Source organism: Mycobacteroides sp. H001, from assembly GCF_001440005.1.
GTDB classification, from domain to species: Bacteria; Actinomycetota; Actinomycetes; order Mycobacteriales; family Mycobacteriaceae; genus Mycobacterium; species Mycobacterium gwanakae.
The window spans coordinates 362,229-383,595 of the sequence record NZ_LJYH01000021.1; the positions used below are offsets into that span (position 1 = coordinate 362,229).

The window sequence follows — 21,367 nt, forward strand, 5'->3', positions numbered from 1 at the left end:
CACTCGATGAATCAGCGGTTGGCGGTAGGACTGTGCAATCCAGGCTTGTATTCCGCAACCGGGCTCGGCGTGGAGGCCGTATGGGAAGCACTGCGAATAGGAAAAAAGAGCACTGTCCCAAACGAATTCATGTTCGGACCGTGGTCCGAGATTCCTGAAGTCTTCGCCGTTCCCGATCCAGATGCATCGACGCTTGGTATCCACCGAAAAGCACTGCGCACGACGGTGAAACAAACTCGCTTGGCGATGTATGGGGCCCAACTGTCACTGAAGGGCATCTCGGATGTTGGCCGCCCTGAGTGGGGCGCCTATCTCGGCCTACCTATGGTTCTCAGTCCGCTACTGCCGCAATGTGATACGCCTGACCTTGGCGAGGTGGCGCAAGACCCCGAGAAGATCGCCGAGCTGTATCTTCGAGATATTCCACCGTTCTTCGCGCTGACAGATTCGAACAACACGGTGGCTGGCCATATCGCAATCCTGTTTGGGTTGACCGGCCCCACGTCGGTGTATTCGCCCTTCTCCGACGCAGGCATGCAGGCGCTGATCGAAGGTGCACTCGCAGTTGCGGAAGGCGACTGTGAGACTGCGTTGGTCGGCGCGGTAAGCCCGTCTATATCCCCTTGGTTGGCATTGCAATACGACGATCTGGAGTGGAACGGAGCGATCCCCGGCGAAGCGGCGGCATTCTTTAGCGTCGGGCAGTCCAGCGATGTTGTACTTACGGGCTACAGCCGCGGGTTCGCTACCAGTCAGAATCGCCCCGAGGTGCTTGCGGAGACGCTGCGAAATGCGTTGCGCATGGCCGAATTATCGGTTGAGGACGTGGGCTGGATACTGGCCGACAGCCCATGGACAGACGAGGTGGCTCACGCTCAGCATGCCGCGATTAGCGGCGTGTTCAACGATCAGGCGCCGGTGTTCTCCGCGGAGCAGGCCATCGGAGTTACCGGACCGGCACAGCCCTTGGTACACGTGTTGTTGGCCCGGCATGGACTGCTTCGCGGGCTGCGGCTGTTCCCGGCGAACGGAAACGGCGACGATGCCGTGGCCGAAGAATCACTGTCGAACAATCAGGCGGTTGTGGTGCTCAGTTGCGGTGTCCAAGGACAGGTTTGCGCTGTCGTGTTGGAGAAGGTGGCGCGATGAGCGATGTGAACCAGCCCCGGCACGGCAATCGTGTATTGGTGACGGGCCTTGGCGTGGTCTGTGGCCTTGGCATGAACTGGCAGTCCATGTGGGATGGATTGGTAAACGGGCGTTCGGCAATACAGGCATGGTCGCCGCCCGATGTTCCGAACTTCCCCGTCGGCTATGCGGCACCGGTAGACGACCAAGCGTTTACCGCGTTGTTTCCCGATTTCGGTGCGCCGATGGAGAGGCGCACCCGGTTTGGCCTCGCGGCCGCGCAGCAAGCACTGGAGGACGCCGGTGTGACGAACGCTGAGGCGCTGGGCCGCGTCGGTGTTTCGATCGCCTCGGAGATGCCAGAACGTGAATCGGGAGAGTTATTGAGTGCGTACGTCGATGGCGTCGTGGACTGGAAACGCGTACACGAACAACAGATCGGCCTTGACCGGTCGCACGCGCCGTTGGCCACCGGCGATGCCTTGGCGACCGAAATCGCCACGCGCTCTGGCCTAGCTGGTCCCACGCTGAACCTCAATACGGCGTGCGCCGGAGCAACACACGCACTCGGGCACGGCTTCCGGATGATCCGGCGCGGGGAAACGGATGCCGTGATCGCCGGGGGAGCGGTTAGCCCACTGAATCTGCCGATAATGACGAGTCTGTACCTGCTCGGCGCCCCATCAACATCAAAACTCTACGGCGACCGACTATGTCGGGCATTTGACCGCGATCGCAGTGGGATGGTCACGGCCGAGGGGGCAGCAATGGTGCTCTTGGAGAGCGAGTCGTCGGCACTGGCGCGCGGTGCGCATGTGTACGGCGAGGTGGCGGGATTTGGCAGCTCGCTGGACGCATATCAGGTCACCGCACCGCACCCGCAAGGAGGAGGGTCGGTTTTGGCGATGCAGCGTGCCCTCGCCGATGCTGGAGTCGCACCGTCCGAGGTGGGTTATGTAAGTGCGCACGGTACATCCACCCCGCTGAGCGACGCGGCCGAGACGGCGGCGATCAAGGAAGTGTTCCGCGCCGGTGAGCATTACCGCTCACTCATGGTCAGCTCTATCAAGACGATGCTGGGCCACATGCTCGCCGCGGCGGGCGCCCAGCAGCTGATATCGACGGTGCTGTCGTTGCGCGATGGAATCATCCCGCCGACGCTCAACCTGGAGAACCCCGACCCGGCCTGTGACCTTGATTATGTGCCGGGTCAGGCCCGCAAGGCCGATGTCGAGGTGGCAATCAACAACTCGCTCGGGTTCGGTGGGCTCAACGCTGCTCTGGTGGTGCGCCGTTATGACAACTGAACATTCAGATCAATCAATAGTCGTGACGGGAACCGGCGTGGTACTGCCGACGGGCCGTCACATCACGCCCCTGTGGGATGCATGGACTGACGCAAAACCGGCTATTTCGCCGTACCTCGATCCGCTGGTCTCCACGCGCCGGATCACGCATTTCGGCCATATACCGGCCGAGGTCGTGGAGCAAAGCCGGGAAGCGGTGCCACACAGACAGCGGAAATACGGCACCCCGTACACCTTCAACGCGGTATTGGCAGCTCAAGATGCGATCACCGAGGCTGGACCAGGCTGGGCGACCATCGATGATCATCGACGCGGACTATTTGTCGCACAAGACAATTCCACTACACCTAGCATCGGAACCTTCGCGCGAGGACTGACACAACTGGGTGAGGGCCGCGAAATCGATTTCGGCGCAGTGACAAACGAGCTACTCATGAACGGAGGGCTTGATCCGTTCACCATCATTCATGCCCTTAACAACAACACGCTCGCGCTGGTAAGCATCGTCCATGAGCTCCGCGGGGATTGCGCAGCGCTGGTCCAGGGCGAATCTGCGGCAGTCACCGCGCTGCAACGAGCCAAGTTCAGTCTGCGTAACGGGCATTGCGATATCGCGCTGGTAGTGGGTGCAGGCAGCTACAACGAACCACTCACGCTGGCAGGGCATTACCGCCTGGGCCATCTCAGTAAAGACGCTGGCGGCGACGGCCAGCTGCGGAGTTTCGATAGTGCGCAAGACGGAACGATCCTGAGTGAGGGCGCGGTAGCGCTGGTGTTGGAACGCTCGCGAGACGCGACCACGCGCGGTGCCACACCGCTGGTCGAATTATGTGACACGGTTGTCGTTTCGGGCAGCCGCGGCGCCGGGCCCGCACACGTCGCTGGCCGTTACGAAGGCATGCTGCACCAGAACGGGATTGGCACAGAGCAACTCGGTGCGGTGCTGGCCGACGGCAAGGCGGCCCCCGGCTACGACACCACCGAGATCGAACTGCTCACCACCTTGTTCAAGGGCAGTGGCATACCCGTATCGACCGTTCGGCCGATAACCGGTACGCCAGGTGCGGCCGGGCCGCTGGTCGATCTGGCACTCGCTGGGCAAATTTTCACCGAAAATACTCTGCCGGCAATCGCCCATCTCGGAGATCCACTGTCTGATCAGCTCGAGTTCGTACGGGGCGGACCCCGAAAGCAGCGGATCGACTCAGTTCTGGGCACCTATACCAACTTCAACGGAATCTCCAGTGCGGTACTGGCCAAACGTCCAGACACAGCGGGCGCGGCGTGAACATCAGGACCACTTGAGCATCACAAACCAGGGAGAAACGTGTCTTTGAGCGGCAAAGAGTTTGAAGGTCAGGTTGCACTTGTCACCGGGGCCTCACGCGGAATCGGACGTTCCATCGCATTGGCGCTTGCCGAACATGGGGCGGATATCGCAGTGCACTACGGAAACTCGAAACCGGCAGCAGAAGAGGTCGCCGAAAAAATATCCGCGTTGGGTAGAAGGGTCCTCCTCTGCCAGGGCGACATAGCCGATCCGGCAGTACCCGAGCTGCTAGCGGATACCGTGCACGCCGAATTCGGCCGGATCGACGTCCTTGTGAACAACGCGGGCACCCACGGAGCCGGACTGCTCCTTGACATCGCCCCGGATTATCTCGAGGAGACGGTGGCGACCAACCTCCTGGGCCCCATCCGGATGACGAAAGCTGTCGTCGCGCACATGCTGGGCCAGCGATACGGACGAATCATCAATATTTCATCCGTGGCCGCCAGCAAGCCCGATAGCGGCCAATCTAGTTATGCCGCAACCAAAGGTGGCTTGGAGTCGTTCACCAAAGCCATAGCCGTCGAGTTCGCGTCGCGAAACATCATCTCGAACGCGGTGGCGCCAGGTGTCATCTACACCGACATGGCGGAGATTACGCGTACTCATGTCCCTGCCACCTTCGAACGCTTGAAGGCCCAGATACTGGCCAAAGACTTCGCAAAGCCGGAAGTAGTTGCCAACGCCGTCCTGTACCTCGCGAGCCCCCACAACACCTACATCACGGGCGAGGTTCTGCATGTCGACGGCGGATACAAGATGAAATAGCGATCAAAGCCGAAGAGCGCGAACGCATCACAATTTCTCACAGAGCATCCGCTGGGTTCATCACAGACGGGCGCCTCGACAGACTAAGGAGGACAGGTGCGCAGGACCGATGAGTTACTGCCTGGCAATCCTTGGCTGCGCAGGCTCCGCGACGGGAGCGGTGCGACGCGGGTGATCTGTTTCCCCCATGCAGGCGGTTCCGCCAGTTACTTCAGGCGATTGGCGAAGATGCTGCCCGTCGACACCGAAGTGCTCGCCGTGCAATACCCGGGACGGGGAAATAGATTGCGCGAGCGGCCGATAGAGTCAGTGCCCCTGCTCGCAGAAGGCATCGCATCGGCCCTACCCGCTAGCGATAAGCAAGACGTGCTGTTCGGTCACAGCCTCGGTGGCCACATAGCGTTCGAGGTGGCGCAGAGGCTGCCTGTTCGCAAACTTGTGGTGTCCGGGATAGTGGCACCGTCCAAGGTGGTCGATCTCGGTTATCGCCTACTCAACGAGGCCGAAGGAATCGAAAGAATAGCGGCTCTGGGTGGCCTGCCGCCCGAGATCCTCAACGATCCCTCGGCCCTCAGCGCTCTTTTACCGGTGCTGCGAAGCGATTTCACGGCCGGCGAGACATACACCCCACCGCCCGACGCGACCGTCGGTTGCGATATCACCGCGCTCATCGGTGACCACGACGTCTTGGCCCCACAGGAGCGGGTGAGTTCGTGGCGCGAACACACACGTGGCAATTTCGATCTGCAGGTATTCCGCGGCGGCGGGCATTTCTACTTGGAAGACCACATCGACGAAGTAAGCGCCTGCCTCGTTCGGGCGTTCAATGTCAGCCCAATCATCTAGGCGACGATGCCAAAAGCTACTGCCGGAGAATTTCTGACCCCACTGGGAAAGCGAGGAAATGTGTACAACTACATCGTCACGTCCCCCGGGCAAGGTGTGCAGAAGCCGGGCATGCTCGATCCTTGGCTAACCCTGTCCGCTGCGCGCGATCGTATCGCTATCTGGTCTGACGCGGTCAAGTTCGACTTGGTGACCGCCAGCAGAGATGAGAACTCTTTGCGGGATACCGCCGTCGCTCAGCCTGTCATCATCGCGGCGGCGCTGCTGTCACTGAGCTTGTTGCGCGAGAAAGTCGATATCTCCGGAGACAGCGCGCTGTTCGCCGGCCACTCGGTGGGCGAGCTCGCTGCTGGGGTGGGCGCGGGCTATCTGACTGATGAGGCTGCCCTGACGTTGGCCGGCGTGAGGGGCGGTGCGATGTCATCGGCATGCGCCCTCGCCGCTACCGGTATGGCCGCGGTGATGCCGACGAAAAGGGGCGGCGCGTCAGATGACGAGATTGTGGCGAAGACACATGAACATGGCCTCTCAACGGCCAACCGTAATGGCTGCAACCAGTTCGTCGTCGCCGGACCCCTCGACGCTGTCGAGCATTTTGCGGATGCGCCACCCGAGGGCATGCGCGTGATGAAACTGGATGTGGCGGGCGCCTTTCACACATCGGCGATGGATTCCGCGATATCACCGTTTGCGGACGCAGTGAATAGCTGTCCGGTTTCGGCTCCGTCATCTCCCATGATCGGCAATAGCGACGGAGCGATCATCGCAGGTCCATCGGACTTCAAGAAGCGGTTGATCGCCCAGATCAACTCGGTGGTCCGTTGGGACCTCTGCGCTGCCGCGATCGCCGCGGCAGGAACCGCCGACACCCTGTTCATCGAACTAGCACCGAGCGGACCGTTGACTCGTCTGGCGGAACGTTTGGACGCAAAATTTCAGACTGTCGCCATTCGCGAGCCAGGGGACGTGGAGCTGCTTTCCGGCGAGTTTGCGATTGATTAGCCAAGTTCCGTGCGAACACTATGCGTAACAGTGCGAATAGCCAAGAAAGGAGGCAACGTGACAGACACGCGATCGCATCAGGACACGGTGGACGCGCCTGGCGAGCCAATTCGTCCACTTAGCCGCCTGGAGACATACTTCACTTTTGGGTTTGGCCATTTCGGCGGTCAGTCAATGCTTATCTCGGGGGATCTAAATATCGAGGCGCTGAATGACACTTGTATTGAGATGCAGCTCCGCCACGAATCCCTGCGAAGCATCATCCGTAAGAATGATCAAGTCCCCGAGTTTGTGGCGACGCACCAACCGCCCAAATCGATCCGCGTATTCGAGGGAGAAGACCTTGAGACCCGGTCCACTGGGCGTGAGGCCGTATTCGATCAGACGCAGCAGCTTTTCTATGTCGATCTGCTTCTCGGGGACGGCCAGGCCCGCATAACGTTCTTCGTCCACCACTCAATCGCGGACGGCCGTCACGGATCTGCGATCCTCATCGAGTTTTGGAGCCTTTACGTTCAGCGCATCGAGGAAGGGCAGTTCCCGCCGATCCTCACCCAAAAATTCCCGCAGTCGGGGGAGTACTTCCTGAACCGCACTCAGTATCCGGGCGCGGATCCGAGCGTGAAGGCGGATGAAGTATTGCGTGTGCCGCTGTGGGATGAGGCCGCGCTTGCCCAGAAACTCCCGCCCCCTCGGGAGCCCGCGCTCGCCAAACAGATGAAGTTGGAAAAACTCGGCAGAGCAAACCTCGCCCGCCTCGGCAATATCGAAAGCATCTCGATCAACGCGCTTGTATCCGCAGCTCTGATTCGTGCGCATGTCCGCGCTGGCGACCCAGTCCCACTGTATTTCTATCCGGTGGATCTTCGCGACTGTGTGGCGCCTCCGGTTGCCCCCACCGAAGCGACCAACTTGCTCTCCAACGCATGGTTCGGCGATGTTGAGATCGGCCCGGACCTCGTCACACTCGCCAGAAAGATACATGTCCAATTCGACAGGGACTTAGCGGACGGCACAATTCACCGAACGCGAGTTAGAAATGAGCCAACGAAGCTTCTCGCTGATAAGTCTTTTGGTGGCGCAATTCATGCCACTCAGCTAGGTCGAATTCGTGTTCCCCGCCTACCGGGGAATCTGGTCGTAGACGACATCACATCCAGTCATGCATCGGCATTGGGGCCAGCTATTTATACGTTCTTGTACGGTCGGGAAGTTTCGGTGTACACGATTGACTCGCTGAATCAACGACTGCGGGTGGGTTTCCTAGCCGGAAGTTACGAAAAGAGCGATGAGCTTCTTGCGTACATCGAAGACGAACTGACCGCGGCGATAGACGCTCGCATCTGATGGCGTTCCATCGAGGGCTCGGTGCGTTCGGGCGCAAGGTCATCCGACACGGCTGGTTGGTCGTGGTGATAGCGGTCGTGGCCTCGCTTGCTTCCGTATCCGTGGTGAAGGTGCGCGCGCTATCTGCCCCGTCGGGGCCGGTGGTGAGTCCGAAGGGTGCACCGAAGCTCCCGTCGTTCGCTCCCAAGCACGTGGTCTACATGGTGTTCGGGGAATCCGCGGGCACAGGGACGCTCACTTACCTAGACGTCGACAGCAGACCACACCGTGTCGACTTCACGACGTTGCCTTGGACGCACGAAGAAGTGACGACCCGCACGTCGATGTTGGCCAATCTCATGGCGCAGTCGACGGGGGATCAACTCGGTTGCAGGATCATCGTCAACGGCGAGGTTCGCGACGAACAGGTCCAGAGTCGCGAGCAGGGATCGGTCGCATGCAAGGTGAAGTCGGCATGACCACCGCACGAGACGACGTGACACGTGGGTAACAAGCATGTGGGGCCCGACCGCGGCGAAAGGCGCCCTTTCATCGCGCACGCTGTTCGGGTGCTCGCGATCCCGATCGTCCTCTTCTGGGTCGGCGCTGCCGTTGCGGCTAGCTTGTTAGTCCCCAAGCTCGACGGCGTGACAAAGCAACACGCAGGGCCGATGGTTCCCCTGGATGCGCCTTCGCAGCGCGCAATGCTGCACATTGGCGAGAAGTTTCAAGAATCGACTTCCACGAGCCTCGCCTACATCCTGCTGGAGACCGAGGGGCGAATACTGGGGGATGCCGACCACAAGTACTACGACGAGTTAATCCGTCTACTCGACGCGGACAAGCAGCATGTTCAGTTCATCATGAACATGTGGGGTAAGCCGATCACGGCCGCGGGCAGTCAGAGCCCCGACAACAAGGCCGCCTACGTGATGCTGCGTTTGGTCGGCGATATCGGCGAGGCCGCCGCCAACGAGTCCACCATCGCACTACGCAAGACGGTGCAAAACACCCTTGAGCGAACCCCGCCCCCACCCGGACTCAAGGTGTACGTCTCCGGGGCGGCGCCGCTGTCTGCGGACCTGCTTGACGCCGGCGACAAAAGCATGAAGCGTGTCCTGCTTTTCACGGTTGCCGTCATCATCATCATGCTTGTCTTGGTTTACCGCTCCATTGCATGCGTAGTACTGATATTACTCACCGTCGCCTTCGAATTCACGGTGTCCAACGGCATTGTTTCCTTTTTCGTGGTTCACAACGTCATCGGCATTTCGACATTCGCGACCAGCATGGTCGAGTCACTTATCATTGCAGCCGGAACAGATTACGGGATATTTCTGCTCGGCAGATATCACGAGGCACGTAATGCGGGCGAGGATCGGGACCGCGCGTTTTACACAACGTTTCACGGCGTGTCGCACGTCATTTTGGGGTCGGGGCTCACGATTGCGGGGGCGTGCCTCTGCCTTGGTTTTGCGCGGCTTGGCTACTTCAATACGATGGGGCCGGCCTGCGCCATCGCCATGTTGGTCACTGTCGCAGCGGCGTTGACGCTCGGCCCGGCTCTGCTCGCAATCGCAAGTAAATTTGGCCTTCTCGACCCGAGATCGACCCGACAGTCCCGGGGATGGCGCAGGGTAGGCACGATCGTCGTGCGCTGGCCAAAGCCAGTCCTCGTTGCCTCAAGTGCAGCAGTACTGGTGGGGGCCGTCTTTCTGCCGTCCTACCGAGTGAGCTATAACGAGCGGGCCTTCCAGCCGGTGAACACGCCAGCTAACGCCGGATTCATGGCCTCGGACCGACATTTTGCGGGCGGGAAACTGAACTCGGAAATGCTCTTGATCGAGTCCGACCACGATATGCGAAACCCTGCCGATTTCATCTCACTCGATCATATCGCCAAGACCATCTTCCACACTCCGGGGATTGCCCAAGTTCAAGGCATCACCCGGCCGGAGGGCCGTCCGATGGAGCGCGCGTCAATCGCCAACATACTGGCGGGACAAGGTAGTAGCAGTGGTCAACAGCTGCCATTTACCGAGAACCAAGTAGCAGATTTAGATAACCAAGTGGCCGTCATGGATCACACCATCTCGATCATGCAGACAATTCTTGGGCTCATGGATCAAATGACGCAACTCACCCATGACATGGTGGGGACAATGGAGGAGATGAAGGCACTCGCTGACCAGGTGGAAATAAACATCAGCGCCGTCGACGATTTCCTCAGACCTATTAAGAACTACTACTACTGGGAACCGCACTGCGCGGACATCCCCATTTGCTGGATGGGGCGGTCGATGTTCGAGTCGATGGACAGCATCGACGGGATGACGGCACTGACAGCGGAGGCGCTGGCTTCCATGCAGGTCATGGACCAGCTGCTGCCCCGCATGCTTACGCAGACACGCATGGCATTGAGTGACATGACCATCATGCGCGGGATGATGGTCAAGTCACGCGGCACTCAGGCGCTGAACACCTACACCGCGGCCGACGACGCAAACGACATGATCGATATCGGTCAGGATTTTGACGATTCTCGTAATGACGACCTCTTCTATGCGCCGAAATATATCTTCAGCAACACCGACTTCCAGGTCGCTCTCCGGTTTCTTGTTTCGCCGGACGGTACGGCGGCGAGGTTCATCATCAACCATGACGGTGAGGCCCTGAGCCCCGAGGGGGTAGCCCATGTTAATGCCATCGAAAAGGCCGCCTATGAGGGGCTGAAAGGCACATCTCTCGCCGGGGCGAAGATCTACCTCGGAGGCTCGGCCTCGAATTATCGAGACATCGAACAATATGTAAAGTCCGATCTGCTGATCGCGGCTATCGCCTCGTTCACTTTGATCTTCGTCATAATGCTGATAATCACGAGGAGCATAATTGCCGCGTGCACCATTATCGGCACCGTAGCCTTCTCCTTCTCGGGAGCTTTTGGATTGGGCGTATTGATTTGGCAGCACATAGTTGGCTTGAACCTGCACTGGATGGTCCTGCCTCTTGCCTTTATCCTCTTGGTCGCGGTGGGTTCGGATTATAATCTGCTGTTAATCGCACGCATGAAGGAAGAATTGCACGGCGGAATCCAGACTGGGATCATACGGTCGGTCGGGTCAACCGGTGGTGTTGTGACAGCCGCCGGTTTGGTATTCGCATTCACCATGCTGTCCATGGTGCCGAACGATCTACGCGCCATCTCGCAAGTGGGCTCGATTATCTGTGTAGGCCTTCTGCTTGACACCCTGATTGTGCGCTCGTTCATCGTCCCAGCTATCGCCAGAATTCTGGGCCCATGGTTCTGGTGGCCGCGGATCGTGCGTTGGCGCCCGCCGGCGGGTACGTCCGGCACCACCCTCGCGAATGCCCGGAATGGAACATGATGTCGATGTCTACCGCTGAATCGCAGCAGGACGGCGCCGCAGGCAGGATCCGTGCCAAGTCCCGAGAGTTTCGCGTCGCGGCAATTGGCCTGCTCCTGGCCTCGATGATTGGACCCGCGCAGCTGTATTGCATCCAGGGAATTCTGCCGCAGGTCGCGGAGGGGCTGCAGATCTCCGCGGGCGACAGCCAACTCATTTTCCTGGCGGCATTTGCCGGTTTTGCGCTGGGATTGATCCCCATCAGCCTGTTGTCCGAACGCTATGGCAGGCGGAGCATACTGCTGGCGTCGTCAACACTTGGAACGTTGATTTACCTGCTTCTGGTGTTCTGCGACAACCTCACTGAAATCGTCTTGTTGAGAGGACTTCAGGGAGTCTTGCTGGCCGGTGTTTCTGCCATTGTTATGGCATACATAGGGGAAGAGTTCGAGCCCCAGGCCGTTACCCCTGCGATGGGGATATACGCGGCAGGAAACGCCCTCGGGTCACTCTTGGGCCAAATGTTGCCGGCCTGGATTGTTGGGGGCACGGGTTCATGGCGGCTGGCACTCGGCGTGCTGGCCGTGCTACTGCTTGGAGTAATTGTTGTTTCCGCTATCACACTGCCGCGCTCGAACTTCTTCATATCCAGCGATATTTCGTACGCCATGGAAGCCAGGCTCTTCCTCTCGCACCTTTCGAACCCTCGGTTGCTCGTAATATATCTGCTGATATTTTGCTTCATGGGGGCGATTATTTCGATATTCAATGCCTTGCCCTTCAGGGTCGAATCGCCACCATTCAATATATCGCCGAGTATGTACGGCACATTCTTTCTGGTTATTCTGGTGGGCGTTTTCACCGCGAAGACTTCGGGTACCGTAGCCGCGAGGATCGGAATCAGGAACACGCTACTTCTGGCTGTTGTCTTGATGCTGGCCGGAGTAGCGCTACTAGCCGTTCCCGTGGTGTGGATCATTGTGCTTGGAGCAGCGCTTGTCACCGGGGGAGGGTTTGCGGGGTACACGTGTCTCACGAGCCTGTCGGCGACGATCGCGCATAAAGGTAGGGCGCAGGCCTCCTCGCTTTTTCTCGCGTCGAGCTTCAGTGGGAGCGCCGTGTTCGGGCTCGTCGGTAGCCGCGTGCTCACGGATGCGGGATGGGCTGGTCTGTTGATATACATCAGCGGGTTGATGGGCCTCGGTTTCTTGCTGGCGCTCACTGTCCGCGACGCACCACCCGCCGATGCCGAAGGTAGGAAATCGTGATCAGGCCCATTGATGCTGTCTTGAAGTCTGTCCTCGATGCGAGCCCGGCGGTGCATCTTGATCGGCCGGCGGATTTGTCTCTGGCACGTGAGTCCCGCCGACATGCTGTCCGCGGTGAGGCGCCGTCGACCGCGGTTGGCCGTGTGAAGGACATCGTGATTCCGGCGACCGACGCACCCCCCATCGCGGCGCGCGTCTACTGGCCGCTGGGCTTCGAGGACGCCGGAGAGCTCCCACTTGCCGTCTACTACCACGGCGGCGGTTTTGCGCTGGGCAGCATCGATACTCACGACTGGGTGGCACGTTCGATATGCGCACATATCGAAGCGGTGGTGGTCTCCGTGGATTACCGTCTCGCGCCCGAAAATCCCTACCCTGCCGCTGTCGACGATGCATTCGTCGCACTCACTTGGGCGGCGGAGCATGCCACGGAATTGGGCGCGGACCCAGCCAGAATCGCCGTAGCCGGCGATTCTGCCGGGGGCAACCTCGCCACCGTGGCCGCCCAGCTGGCCAAGAGCCGCGGCGGTCCACATCTTAAGTTTCAACTGCTCTGGTACCCGGGCACCACCAGCGATCTCTCCTTGCCGTCGGTCATCGAGAATGCCGCAGGCCCGGTTCTCTCCCGCGACATGATGAAGATCTTTGGCCAGGCGTATCTCGGTGAATTATCCGAAACCGCTGACCCGACAGCACTACCGTTCACCGTTGCGCCGGTCAACGGGGACCTTGAGGGTCTGCCCCCGGTGTACATCGCCACCGCGCAACACGACCCGCTTCGAGACGACGGCCGGATCTACGCGGCACGTCTCGCGGACGCGGGGGTAGCGGTCCAGCTCCGCAACGCGGACGCCCTGGTCCATGGCTATCTTGATTTCGCCAGGATAGTTCCGGCAGCGAAAGAGGAGTTCCTACTTTCCCTGGACGCCTGCAAGGCCGCGTTGTAGGCGTCTTCGTGCCCGAAAGCCAGGCCTTGAGGTCCCCCACCACAACCAGAGTTGGGCAAGGTCATCACTGGTGCGTATGAGCGACCGGACACGCTTTATTCTCCTTTGCTGTAAGGCTTTTGGAATGCATATTTTGGACCGACGTTCAGTTCCCTACGGGGCAAACAATTTTCGCGCGGTGCGCAGCGGGCGATAGTCCTTTGCCCACTCGCGGGATCGTCCTCGATGGGTACCCTCGGGGTGGTGTCAGACCTAGCAATCCAATTGTCCGAGTCCGGCCGGGATTGGCTGATCCACAAGCCGGTCGACATCGCGATCTACATCGTTTTGGCGCTGGTGGTGCGATACGTGTTCCACCGCGCGATCGATCGCCTGGTCCAGGGGGCGAAACGGACAGATCAGGCGGAGAGCCGCCGGCGGTGGTCGCTTTTCACGCGCCGCGCACCGGAGACGGCGGAAAACGAGGCTCTTGACGAGGCCGAGCGACGGCCCTCGACCGTGCGCACCCTGCGCGGACGTGCTCAGGACCCGGCTCGTGACGCACGAAGGCGTAAACGCCGAGCGCAGCGCGCGCAGACCCTGGGTTCTGTTCTCAAATCAGCAGTCTCGTTTCTGGTGCTCGTCTGGGTGATCCTGCAGTCGCTCGCGATCCTGGGAGTGAACGTGGCGCCCTTCATCGCATCCGCGGGGATCGTCGGCGTCGCACTCGGTTTTGGTGCGCAAAACCTGGTGCGGGACTTCATCACCGGAATATTCATGCTGTTCGAGGACCAGTACGGAGTCGGCGACGTGGTGGACGTTGGTGATGCGGTGGGCACCGTTGAAAGCGTCGGTCTGCGCATCACCACGGTGCGTGACCTGCACGGCACACTCTGGTACGTGCGCAACGGGGCGATCGCCCGCGTAGGCAATTTCAGTCAGGACTATGCGGTGGCCTTCCTGCAGGTGCCCGTGTCCTACAGCGCCGATGTCGACCTGGCCTGCAAGGTGGCGCTCGAGGCCGCTGAGCGGGCAGTCGCCGACGATGCGCTGCGCCAGGACGTGCTCGGAGCTCCGGAGATGCAGGGTGTCGACGGAATCACCACCGACGCGATCAGTCTGCGGTTGACGGTGGCCGTCCGGGCCAATGCGCAGTGGGCGGTGGAGCGCGAGTTGCGGCGCCGGATTCTCGTCGCGTTCGACGAGAACGGTATCCGTCCGCTCTATCTCGACGGGTTACTGCGCGCAGATGCCGAGATCCTGGAAAAAGCGGACCGCTGACCGAGGTCGAGGCGCAGTACGCTGGTGATATGGCTGGTAAGGAAATCGACAAGCAGCGGGCAAACGCCGCGCTGGCGGTGATCCGTCAGCACCCCGGTATGGCGCTGTTCTTGGCCGCCCCGGTGCTGGCTGCCCTCGGCGCTGTGTGGTGGATCGCTGGTCTCGGATGGGCGCTGGTTCTCGCGGTGGTCATCCTGCTCGCGGGCGGCGCCGCGATCGTTATGCGCCGCAGCTGACGTAGCGTCCAGCGTTCCCCAGGTTGTTCGCTATAGGCGAACGCCGTGACATTTGTAACCATGTAATTTTGTAATCATGAAACGAGATCAACAATCCGACGCCTCCGACGCCGCGGATTGGTTCGCCGGGCGCCTGCCCGGCGGCTGGTTCAGTGGCGACCCCGAAGTCGTTGTCGACCGCGAAGAGATCACTGTCATCGGCCGACTGCCCGCCGAGGACGGTGAGAAGGAAAGTGATGCGCGCGCGGCCGGCCGCGCCTCTCGCTTCCGGGAAGAGACCCGCTCTCACCGAATGCGCATCGCCGACGAGGCGCAAGCCCGGTATGGGCGCAAGGTCTCCTGGGGAGTCGACGTGGGCACCGCCGAAGATTCCGAGCGGATCCTGTTCACGCACATCGCCGTCCCGGTGATGACTCGCCTGCGCCAGCCCGAGCGTCAGGTGCTCGACACCCTGGTCGAGGCGGGAGTCGCGCGGTCACGTGCCGACGCGCTGGCATGGGCGGTGCGGCTGGTCGGTGAACACGCCGAGGAATGGCTGGGCAAGCTACGGGGCGCCATGACAGAGGTTCGGGATCTGCGCACACAAGGTCCGCAGCTCTAGGCCTGCGTCATCGCGAAGTAGGGACCGCGGCGCGCCAGCAGCTCCGTGTGGGTGCCACTCTCGACCACGCTGCCGCCATCCATCACCACAATGCGGTCCGCATCGCGAATGGTGGAAAGTCTATGGGCGATAATGAAACTCGTCCGATCGCGGCGTAGCTCGGCCATGGCCCGCTGAATCCGTAGTTCGGTGCGGGTGTCCACCGAACTCGTCGCCTCATCGAGTATCAGCAGCTGCGGTCGTGCCAGGAATGCTCGGGCAATGGTGATCAACTGCTTCTCGCCGGCGCTGACGTTCTCGCCGTCGTCGGCAATCCTGGTGTCATATCCGTCGGGAAGTGTCTGGACGAATCGGTCCACGTACGCCGCGCGTGCTGCCTCGCGGACCTCGTCGTTGGACGCCCCCGGCCGCCCGTAGGCAATGTTCTCGGCGATGGTGCCTGCGAAGAGCCAGGTGTCCTGCAGCACCATTCCTATCCGCGATCGAAGATCGTGGCGACTCACCGTTGAGATATCAACGCCATCAAGCAATATCCGTCCGGAGTCGAGGTCGTAGAAGCGCATCAGCAGGTTCACCAGGGTGGTCTTTCCTGCTCCCGTCGGCCCGACGATCGCCACCGTCTGCCCCGGTTCGACGCGCAGCGACAGCCCATCGATCACCCGGGTCTCGGGGGAGTAGCCAAAGCTGATGTCCTCGAACTCCACACCCGGTGACCCGGCGGGAATGGCGGCTGGATAGGCCGGGTCCGGAGTCTCCTCGCCGGCATCGAGCAACTCGAAAACCCTTTCGGCGCTGGCGAGTCCGGACTGCAGGGTGTTGTACATCGCTGCCACCTGCGTCAGCGGCTGGTTGAACTGCCGCACATACTGCGTGAACGCCTGGATGCTGCCCAGCGTCAGGTCACCCGAGGCCACCTTGAGGCCGCCGACCACCGCTACGGCCACATAGCTCAGGTTCCCTACGAACGCCGTAGCGGGAGACACCAGCCCCGAGAAGAACTGTGCGCCAAAGGCGCTGCTGTACACCTTGACGTTCCGATCCGCGAAGATTGCCTCTGCGTCGGCGCGATGTCCATACGTCTTGACGATGGTGAAACCGCTGTACGTCTCCTCGATATGTGCGTTCAGTTTCCCGGTGTTAGACCATTGTGCGACGAACAGCCGTTGCGAGCGACGGGCGATGGCCCGCGTCACCCAGAGCGACAGGGGCACCGTGGCGAGGGTGATCACGGCCAGCAGCGGCGAAATGCTGAGCATCATGACAAGCACGGCGACCAGCGTGAGCATCGAACTCAGCAGTTGGTTGATGCTCATCTGCAGGGAGGTCTGGATGTTGTCGATATCATTGGTCACGCGGCTCAGAATCTCCCCGCGCTGGCGGGAATCGAAGTACGACAACGGAAGCCGATGTAGCTTGTCCTCCACATCGGTGCGCAACGCCACGACCGTGCGCTGCACGGTGACGTTCAGAAGCCGCGCCTGCACCCATGCCAGCAACCCGGCCGCCAGATACAGGCCCAGCGCTAGTGCCAACGTCATCCCCACGGCATGAAAGTCGACACCCGCTCCGGGGGTAACGTTCATGCCGGAAAGCATCTGCGCGAATTGGCCGTCCCCGCGTGCCCGTGCCGCCTCGATGGCTTGTTCCTTGCTCAGTCCGGCGGGCAGCTCTCGCCCAACCACCCCGTTGAACAACAGGTCGGTGGCATGGCCCAGGATTCGGGGTCCGATCACCCCGATCGCGATACCGGTCATCGACAGGATGATCACCACGGCGGTCAGAAAACGTTGTGGAGCAAGACGCCTCACCATTCGCACCGCGGTGCCACGGAAGTCCCGGGAACGCTCTGCCAGCCCTTGCTGCACACCTCGAAAACCGATCCCCTGGGTCATACCAGTGACACCGCCTGCGAGTCGCAGATCTCCTGGTACATCCCACAGCAGTCCACCAGTTCGGCATGGGTGCCCACCGCGGCCACTCGGCCATTGTCGAGCACCACAATCTGGTCGGCATCGGTTACCGTCGAGATCCGTTGCGCCACCACGATCACGGTGGATTGTGCGGCGACCGCGCGTAGCGCCTCCCGCAACCGGGCATCGGTACGTACATCCAGCGCGGAGAACGCGTCATCGAACAGGTAGATGCCCGGACTGCGAATCACCGCGCGGGCAATGGCTATGCGCTGACGCTGTCCACCGGAAAAGTTGATGCCGCCCTGCGACACCGGCATCTGCAGCCCCGCGGGATGCGCTTGGACGAAATCCGCCGCCTGCGCTACCTGTAGCGCCTCCCACATCTCGTTCTCGGTAGCGTCGGACTTGCCGTAGCGCAGGTTGCTTTCCACCGTTCCGGAGAACAGGTACCCGCGTTGTGGAACCAAACCCATGAATGTCCAAAGGTTCTCGGGGTCATACCGCCGGACATCGTTACCGCCCACGCGTACCGAACCCGCGGTCACGTCGTGCAAGCGGGGGATCAATGACAGCAGCGTGCTCTTGCCGCATCCGGTCGCGCCGACCACCGCGGTGACCGTCCCGGGCCGCGCTGTAAACGTAACCCCTTCCAATACCGCGCGTTCGGCGCCTGGATAGCGGAAGCCGGCATCGATGAACTCGACGATCGGATTCGATGCATCCGGGGAATCCGGATCGGGCGGGGCGGTAATCGATCCCACCGTCTCGAACACCTCGGTGATCCGTTCGGCGCACGCCGAGGCGCGCGGCACCATGACGGCCAGCATGGTGAGCATCATCATCGACATGAGGATCTGCAAGAAGTAGGACAAGAAGGCCACCAGCGAGCCCACCTGCATCTGCCCCTGGTCGATACGCAGCCCGCCGAACCAGATCAGCGCCACGCTGGAGGTGTTGATGACCAATGAGGTGGTGGGCAGCATCAGGGCCTGCCACCGGCCGGCGGCAAGTGCCGCTTCGGACACCTCGGCGACGGCCACGCCAAACCGCTTGCGTTCCAGAGTTTCCCGGGTAAATGCGCGAATGACACGAATGCCGGACAACTGTTCGCGCATGACCCGGTTGATGCCATCGATGAGCCGTTGCATGCGGCGGAAGATCGGCAACATCGACCGCACGATGTACCAATTGACCAAGCCGAGCGCCGGCATGCTCACGATGAGCAGCCAGGACAACCCCGCGTCCTGGTGGATCGCCATCGCGATCCCGCCGACGCACATGATCGGTGCCGTCACCAGCATGGTGCAGGTGATCTGGACCAGTACCTGCAGCTGCTGAACGTCGTTGGTGGTGCGCGTCAACAGGGTCGACGCACCGAATCGAGACGACTCTTCGGCGGAGAACCCGGTGATGTGGTGGAACAGCGCCGACCGCATGTCGCGACCGAACCCCATGCCGGTCCGGGAACCGAAGTAGACCGCGCCGATCGAGCAGGTGATCTGTACCAGCGTCACGGCCAGCATCACCATGCCGAGACGGGTGATCGTGCGCGTATCACCCTGCGCGACTCCGTCGTCGATGATCGCCGCGTTGACTGTCGGCAGATAGAGCGCGGCCAGGGTGCTGATGATCTGCAGCATGACGACCACCGCGACCAGACTGCGGTAGGGACGGACATAACGTCGCAGGAGGGCCCGCAACTGACCCTGAGGCATGCGCACCACTGTCGCACACGACTCCCGCAACAAACCCGCAGCTCAGTGGTTGGCGCGGGTTTGTGCCGCTACAGTGCACATGTGAGGTTGGGCTTGGATTCGCGCAACGTGTGGAGCAAGTGTGCTGTCGCCGTGGTGATGGTGGCACTTGTGGTGGCCGGCTGTTCGGGCGGTGATCAGTCTGATCAGCCCAACGGCAATGAGCCGAACGCGACAGCGCCGGCGCAGACCAAGTCCAAGGGCGTCGAAGGTCCGATGTTCTCGGAATGCGGCGGTGTCAGCGATCAGGCGATGATGCAGCTGACCAAGGTCGTGGGTTTGGTGGGCACCGCGAAGAACTCGGTCGGTTGTGTCTGGCTGCGCGGGGGAAGCATCGTGGGACCGCACTTCTCCTTCAACTGGTACCGGGGTAGTCCTATCGGTCGTGAACGGGCGACGGAAGAGCGGACGCGCCCGAGCGTTGAGGACATCGAGATCGCCGGATACAAGGGTTTCATCGCCACTAACGGCTACCCGGGCACCGTGACCACACTGTGCGAGATCGGCATGGACTTCGGAAACGACTTCATCGAATGGTCTATCAACTTCGAGCCCGGATCCGGCGCTCCCGACTCCTGCGACGTGGCCAAGCAGCTGACCGAGACGTCGATCAAGGCGGCCAAGAAATGATGCATCGGAAAACGAAGTCACTCTTCGCGGCGGCGTGCATCGCGCTCGTCGCGTTCACGTCCGCAGGCTGTGGCGGCACCGTCGACGGGGAGGCGGTCATGCCCGGCCGCGGCGATCTGGGTGACGGTACGCCTGCCGAGCAGAAGTACCCCAACCTGCTCAAGGAATGCGACGTCCTCACCACGGACGTTCTAGCCAAGGCCGTCGACGCAGATCCGAGGGACATTCAGAGCACATTTGTGGGCGCGTTGTGCCGTTGGCAGGCGATGAGTAAGAGCGGTGGCCTCGTCGACATCACCCGCTTCTGGTTCGAGACGGGCAGTCTCGAAGCGGAGAAGGCCACAGCGAACAGTCTGAAATACAACGTCCAGGAACGGGCGATTCAGGGAATCCCGTCGATCGTGATGAAGCCGCCGGACCAGCCGGGCGCCTGTGGAGTTGCCAGCGACGCGGCAGGTGTTGTTGGATGGTGGGTCAACCCGCAGGGCCAAGGCGGAGACTCATGCACGCAGGCAATAAAATTGATGGAGATGACGCTGTCAGTGAACATCTGACAGGTCGTGTTCGCTCGTCCCGTGTGGGCGGGATGGTGCTGTGTGCTGTGCTGGCCATAGGAATGCTGTTGAGTTCTGGATGTTCCGGAAACCACCACGAAGTCAACGGGCATGAGGTGGCTACCTCGCATGATGTCCGGGTCGGTCCGGGGTATTCCGAGTGCGGCAGCCTCACCACACCCGATGTCATGGCCGTCGTACGCCGGGCTGACCTCAAGCTGATTGCAAAGACCCCCGCCGGATGCACCTGGTCTCCGAATGGATCGTGGAGCGCGCTCCCGAACGTCACCCTGTCCTGGTATCGCGGCAGCCCGATCGGCCGCGAGCGGGAGGGGGAAGAGCGGACGCGTGACGAGGTCAGGGATTTCTCCGCGGGAGGCAAGAGCGGTTTCATCAGTTCGACGTACGGGATGTGCGTCACCGCGCTGGAGTACGGGGACGACCAATTCTTCGAACTGGCGGTCACCCTGCTCGGTGCGGGTCACGGCACGTCCTCGGACGCATGTCACTGTGCGATGAAGCTGTCCACCCAGGTGGCTGAGAAGGTCTGAGGCCCGCCGACTAGCGCGGCACGTGGAACTTGGTGAGCGATCCGCCGCCCAATTCGAGCCGTGACCATGGCGACCGAGTGGTGAGCACCGCGATCGCGGAGGTGGGGAACTTGGTGGAGATCCGGTTCGCGGCCTCCGCATTGCTGGTACTGGTATCGGCGAGCATGAGTGCCAGCTGCGAGGTGGTGGGTTCATGCCCGACGACGAGCACCGTGCTCGCGGAATCCGGTACCGCATTGATCTCGCCGAGGGTGATTCCCACCGTTGAGTCGTAGAGTTTGTCGCTGAATCTGACGAGCTGGCTGTGTACCCCGGTTTGAGTCAGCGTCGCGCGGGTCCGGGTGGCGGTTGAACACAGCACCGCGTCGATCCGATTGAAATTGTCCTGCAGCCACGTTCCGGCCTGGGTGGCTTGTCGTGTGCCACGCAGATTCAGCGGGCGCTGGTGGTCGTCTACTCCCGGCGGGTACGCCGACTTCGCATGCCGCATCAAGATCAGGGTGCGCTTGGCGTCATCCGGCATGGTCGTACGGTAACCGGGCTGGGTGACGAAAGACGGGCAAATGCCCGACCTGTGGATA

General features: G+C 61.2%; 20 protein-coding genes. 17 read left to right on the plus strand and 3 right to left on the minus strand.

Annotated features, from left to right (window positions below):
* Positions 1-6: 6 nt before the first annotated feature.
* From AOT83_RS03715 to AOT83_RS03780, 14 genes are all read left to right on the plus strand, one after another.
* A complete protein-coding gene (locus AOT83_RS03715; RefSeq protein WP_057965148.1) occupies positions 7-1,149 on the plus strand; it encodes a beta-ketoacyl synthase N-terminal-like domain-containing protein in 1,143 nt (380 codons plus the stop codon).
* Positions 1,146-2,435: a beta-ketoacyl-[acyl-carrier-protein] synthase family protein gene (locus AOT83_RS03720; protein WP_057965147.1), complete on the plus strand. Its 1,290-nt coding sequence runs from the start codon at positions 1,146-1,148 to the stop codon at positions 2,433-2,435. The genes AOT83_RS03715 and AOT83_RS03720 overlap by 4 nt, the downstream gene beginning before the upstream one ends.
* A gap of 22 nt (positions 2,436-2,457) precedes the next feature.
* On the plus strand, positions 2,458-3,723 hold the full coding sequence (locus AOT83_RS03725) for a beta-ketoacyl synthase N-terminal-like domain-containing protein (RefSeq protein WP_057965146.1): 1,266 nt from the start codon (positions 2,458-2,460) through the stop codon (positions 3,721-3,723).
* 39 nt (positions 3,724-3,762) lie between these two features.
* Positions 3,763-4,533, plus strand: a complete 771-nt coding sequence (locus tag AOT83_RS03730) for a 3-oxoacyl-ACP reductase family protein (RefSeq protein WP_057965145.1) — start codon at positions 3,763-3,765, stop codon at positions 4,531-4,533.
* Between the two features lie 96 nt (positions 4,534-4,629).
* The gene (locus tag AOT83_RS03735) at positions 4,630-5,379 is read left to right on the plus strand and encodes an alpha/beta fold hydrolase (RefSeq protein WP_046252946.1); all 750 of its coding nucleotides are present in this window, start codon (positions 4,630-4,632) and stop codon (positions 5,377-5,379) included.
* A gap of 60 nt (positions 5,380-5,439) precedes the next feature.
* Entirely contained in the window at positions 5,440-6,381 is a 942-nt protein-coding gene (locus tag AOT83_RS03740) for an ACP S-malonyltransferase (RefSeq protein WP_030094858.1), read from the plus strand.
* A gap of 57 nt (positions 6,382-6,438) precedes the next feature.
* Positions 6,439-7,728, plus strand: a complete 1,290-nt coding sequence (locus tag AOT83_RS26640; protein WP_075907931.1) for an acyltransferase — start codon at positions 6,439-6,441, stop codon at positions 7,726-7,728.
* Entirely contained in the window at positions 7,728-8,186 is a 459-nt protein-coding gene (locus tag AOT83_RS03750; protein WP_057965144.1) for an MmpS family transport accessory protein, read from the plus strand. Before AOT83_RS26640 ends, AOT83_RS03750 begins: the two co-directional genes overlap by 1 nt.
* A gap of 24 nt (positions 8,187-8,210) precedes the next feature.
* Positions 8,211-11,093, plus strand: a complete 2,883-nt coding sequence (locus tag AOT83_RS03755) for an RND family transporter (RefSeq protein ID WP_057965143.1) — start codon at positions 8,211-8,213, stop codon at positions 11,091-11,093.
* A 5-nt stretch (positions 11,094-11,098) separates the two neighbouring features.
* Positions 11,099-12,340, plus strand: coding sequence for an MFS transporter (locus tag AOT83_RS03760; RefSeq protein ID WP_057965192.1), 1,242 nt, complete (start codon positions 11,099-11,101; stop codon positions 12,338-12,340).
* On the plus strand, positions 12,337-13,287 hold the full coding sequence (locus AOT83_RS03765) for an alpha/beta hydrolase (protein ID WP_109394427.1): 951 nt from the start codon (positions 12,337-12,339) through the stop codon (positions 13,285-13,287). Before AOT83_RS03760 ends, AOT83_RS03765 begins: the two co-directional genes overlap by 4 nt.
* 225 nt (positions 13,288-13,512) lie before the next feature.
* Positions 13,513-14,547, plus strand: a complete 1,035-nt coding sequence (locus tag AOT83_RS03770; protein ID WP_057965142.1) for a mechanosensitive ion channel domain-containing protein — start codon at positions 13,513-13,515, stop codon at positions 14,545-14,547.
* 29 nt (positions 14,548-14,576) lie between these two features.
* The gene (locus tag AOT83_RS03775) at positions 14,577-14,783 is read left to right on the plus strand and encodes a hypothetical protein (protein ID WP_057965141.1); all 207 of its coding nucleotides are present in this window, start codon (positions 14,577-14,579) and stop codon (positions 14,781-14,783) included.
* Positions 14,784-14,859: 76 nt separating this feature from the next.
* Positions 14,860-15,384, plus strand: a complete 525-nt coding sequence (locus AOT83_RS03780; protein ID WP_030094865.1) for a hypothetical protein — start codon at positions 14,860-14,862, stop codon at positions 15,382-15,384.
* On the opposite strand, the gene AOT83_RS03785 is transcribed toward AOT83_RS03780, so the two are convergent.
* Positions 15,381-17,276, minus strand: coding sequence for an ABC transporter ATP-binding protein (locus tag AOT83_RS03785; RefSeq protein ID WP_057965140.1), 1,896 nt, complete (start codon positions 17,274-17,276; stop codon positions 15,381-15,383). The two genes, AOT83_RS03780 and AOT83_RS03785, sit on opposite strands and share 4 nt — an antisense overlap.
* Entirely contained in the window at positions 17,273-18,997 is a 1,725-nt protein-coding gene (locus AOT83_RS03790; protein ID WP_198530381.1) for an ABC transporter ATP-binding protein, read from the minus strand. The genes AOT83_RS03785 and AOT83_RS03790 overlap by 4 nt, the downstream gene beginning before the upstream one ends.
* 153 nt (positions 18,998-19,150) lie before the next feature.
* On the opposite strand from AOT83_RS03790, the gene AOT83_RS03795 reads away from it, so the two are divergent.
* The 3 genes from AOT83_RS03795 to AOT83_RS03805 are packed head-to-tail and all read left to right on the plus strand — an operon-like array spanning position 19,151 to position 20,786.
* Complete coding sequence (locus AOT83_RS03795) at positions 19,151-19,681, plus strand: DUF3558 domain-containing protein (RefSeq protein WP_057965190.1); 531 nt, start codon at positions 19,151-19,153, stop codon at positions 19,679-19,681.
* On the plus strand, positions 19,678-20,235 hold the full coding sequence (locus AOT83_RS03800; protein WP_078285174.1) for a DUF3558 domain-containing protein: 558 nt from the start codon (positions 19,678-19,680) through the stop codon (positions 20,233-20,235). The genes AOT83_RS03795 and AOT83_RS03800 overlap by 4 nt, the downstream gene beginning before the upstream one ends.
* A 32-nt stretch (positions 20,236-20,267) precedes the next feature.
* Complete coding sequence (locus tag AOT83_RS03805) at positions 20,268-20,786, plus strand: DUF3558 family protein (protein WP_057965138.1); 519 nt, start codon at positions 20,268-20,270, stop codon at positions 20,784-20,786.
* A gap of 10 nt (positions 20,787-20,796) precedes the next feature.
* Here the strand turns inward: AOT83_RS03805 and AOT83_RS03810 are convergent, their stop codons facing one another.
* Positions 20,797-21,309 (minus strand): histidine phosphatase family protein, encoded by a 513-nt coding sequence (locus AOT83_RS03810; protein WP_030094871.1) that lies wholly within the window; start codon positions 21,307-21,309, stop codon positions 20,797-20,799.
* Positions 21,310-21,367: the final 58 nt, after the last annotated feature.

Coding starts and splice junctions, on each gene's coding strand:
- AOT83_RS03750 (WP_057965144.1), top strand. CDS start 7,728: ATGGCGTTCCATCGAGGGCTCGGTGCGTTCGGGCGCAAGGTCATCCGA.
- AOT83_RS03805 (WP_057965138.1), top strand. CDS start 20,268: ATGGTGCTGTGTGCTGTGCTGGCCATAGGAATGCTGTTGAGTTCTGGA.
- AOT83_RS03770 (WP_057965142.1), top strand. CDS start 13,513: ATGGGTACCCTCGGGGTGGTGTCAGACCTAGCAATCCAATTGTCCGAG.
- AOT83_RS03785 (WP_057965140.1), bottom strand. CDS start 17,276: ATGACCCAGGGGATCGGTTTTCGAGGTGTGCAGCAAGGGCTGGCAGAG.
- AOT83_RS03715 (WP_057965148.1), top strand. CDS start 7: ATGAATCAGCGGTTGGCGGTAGGACTGTGCAATCCAGGCTTGTATTCC.
- AOT83_RS03720 (WP_057965147.1), top strand. CDS start 1,146: ATGAGCGATGTGAACCAGCCCCGGCACGGCAATCGTGTATTGGTGACG.
- AOT83_RS03795 (WP_057965190.1), top strand. CDS start 19,151: ATGGTGGCACTTGTGGTGGCCGGCTGTTCGGGCGGTGATCAGTCTGAT.
- AOT83_RS03810 (WP_030094871.1), bottom strand. CDS start 21,309: ATGCCGGATGACGCCAAGCGCACCCTGATCTTGATGCGGCATGCGAAG.
- AOT83_RS03780 (WP_030094865.1), top strand. CDS start 14,860: ATGAAACGAGATCAACAATCCGACGCCTCCGACGCCGCGGATTGGTTC.
- AOT83_RS03775 (WP_057965141.1), top strand. CDS start 14,577: ATGGCTGGTAAGGAAATCGACAAGCAGCGGGCAAACGCCGCGCTGGCG.
- AOT83_RS03800 (WP_078285174.1), top strand. CDS start 19,678: ATGATGCATCGGAAAACGAAGTCACTCTTCGCGGCGGCGTGCATCGCG.
- AOT83_RS03760 (WP_057965192.1), top strand. CDS start 11,099: ATGTCTACCGCTGAATCGCAGCAGGACGGCGCCGCAGGCAGGATCCGT.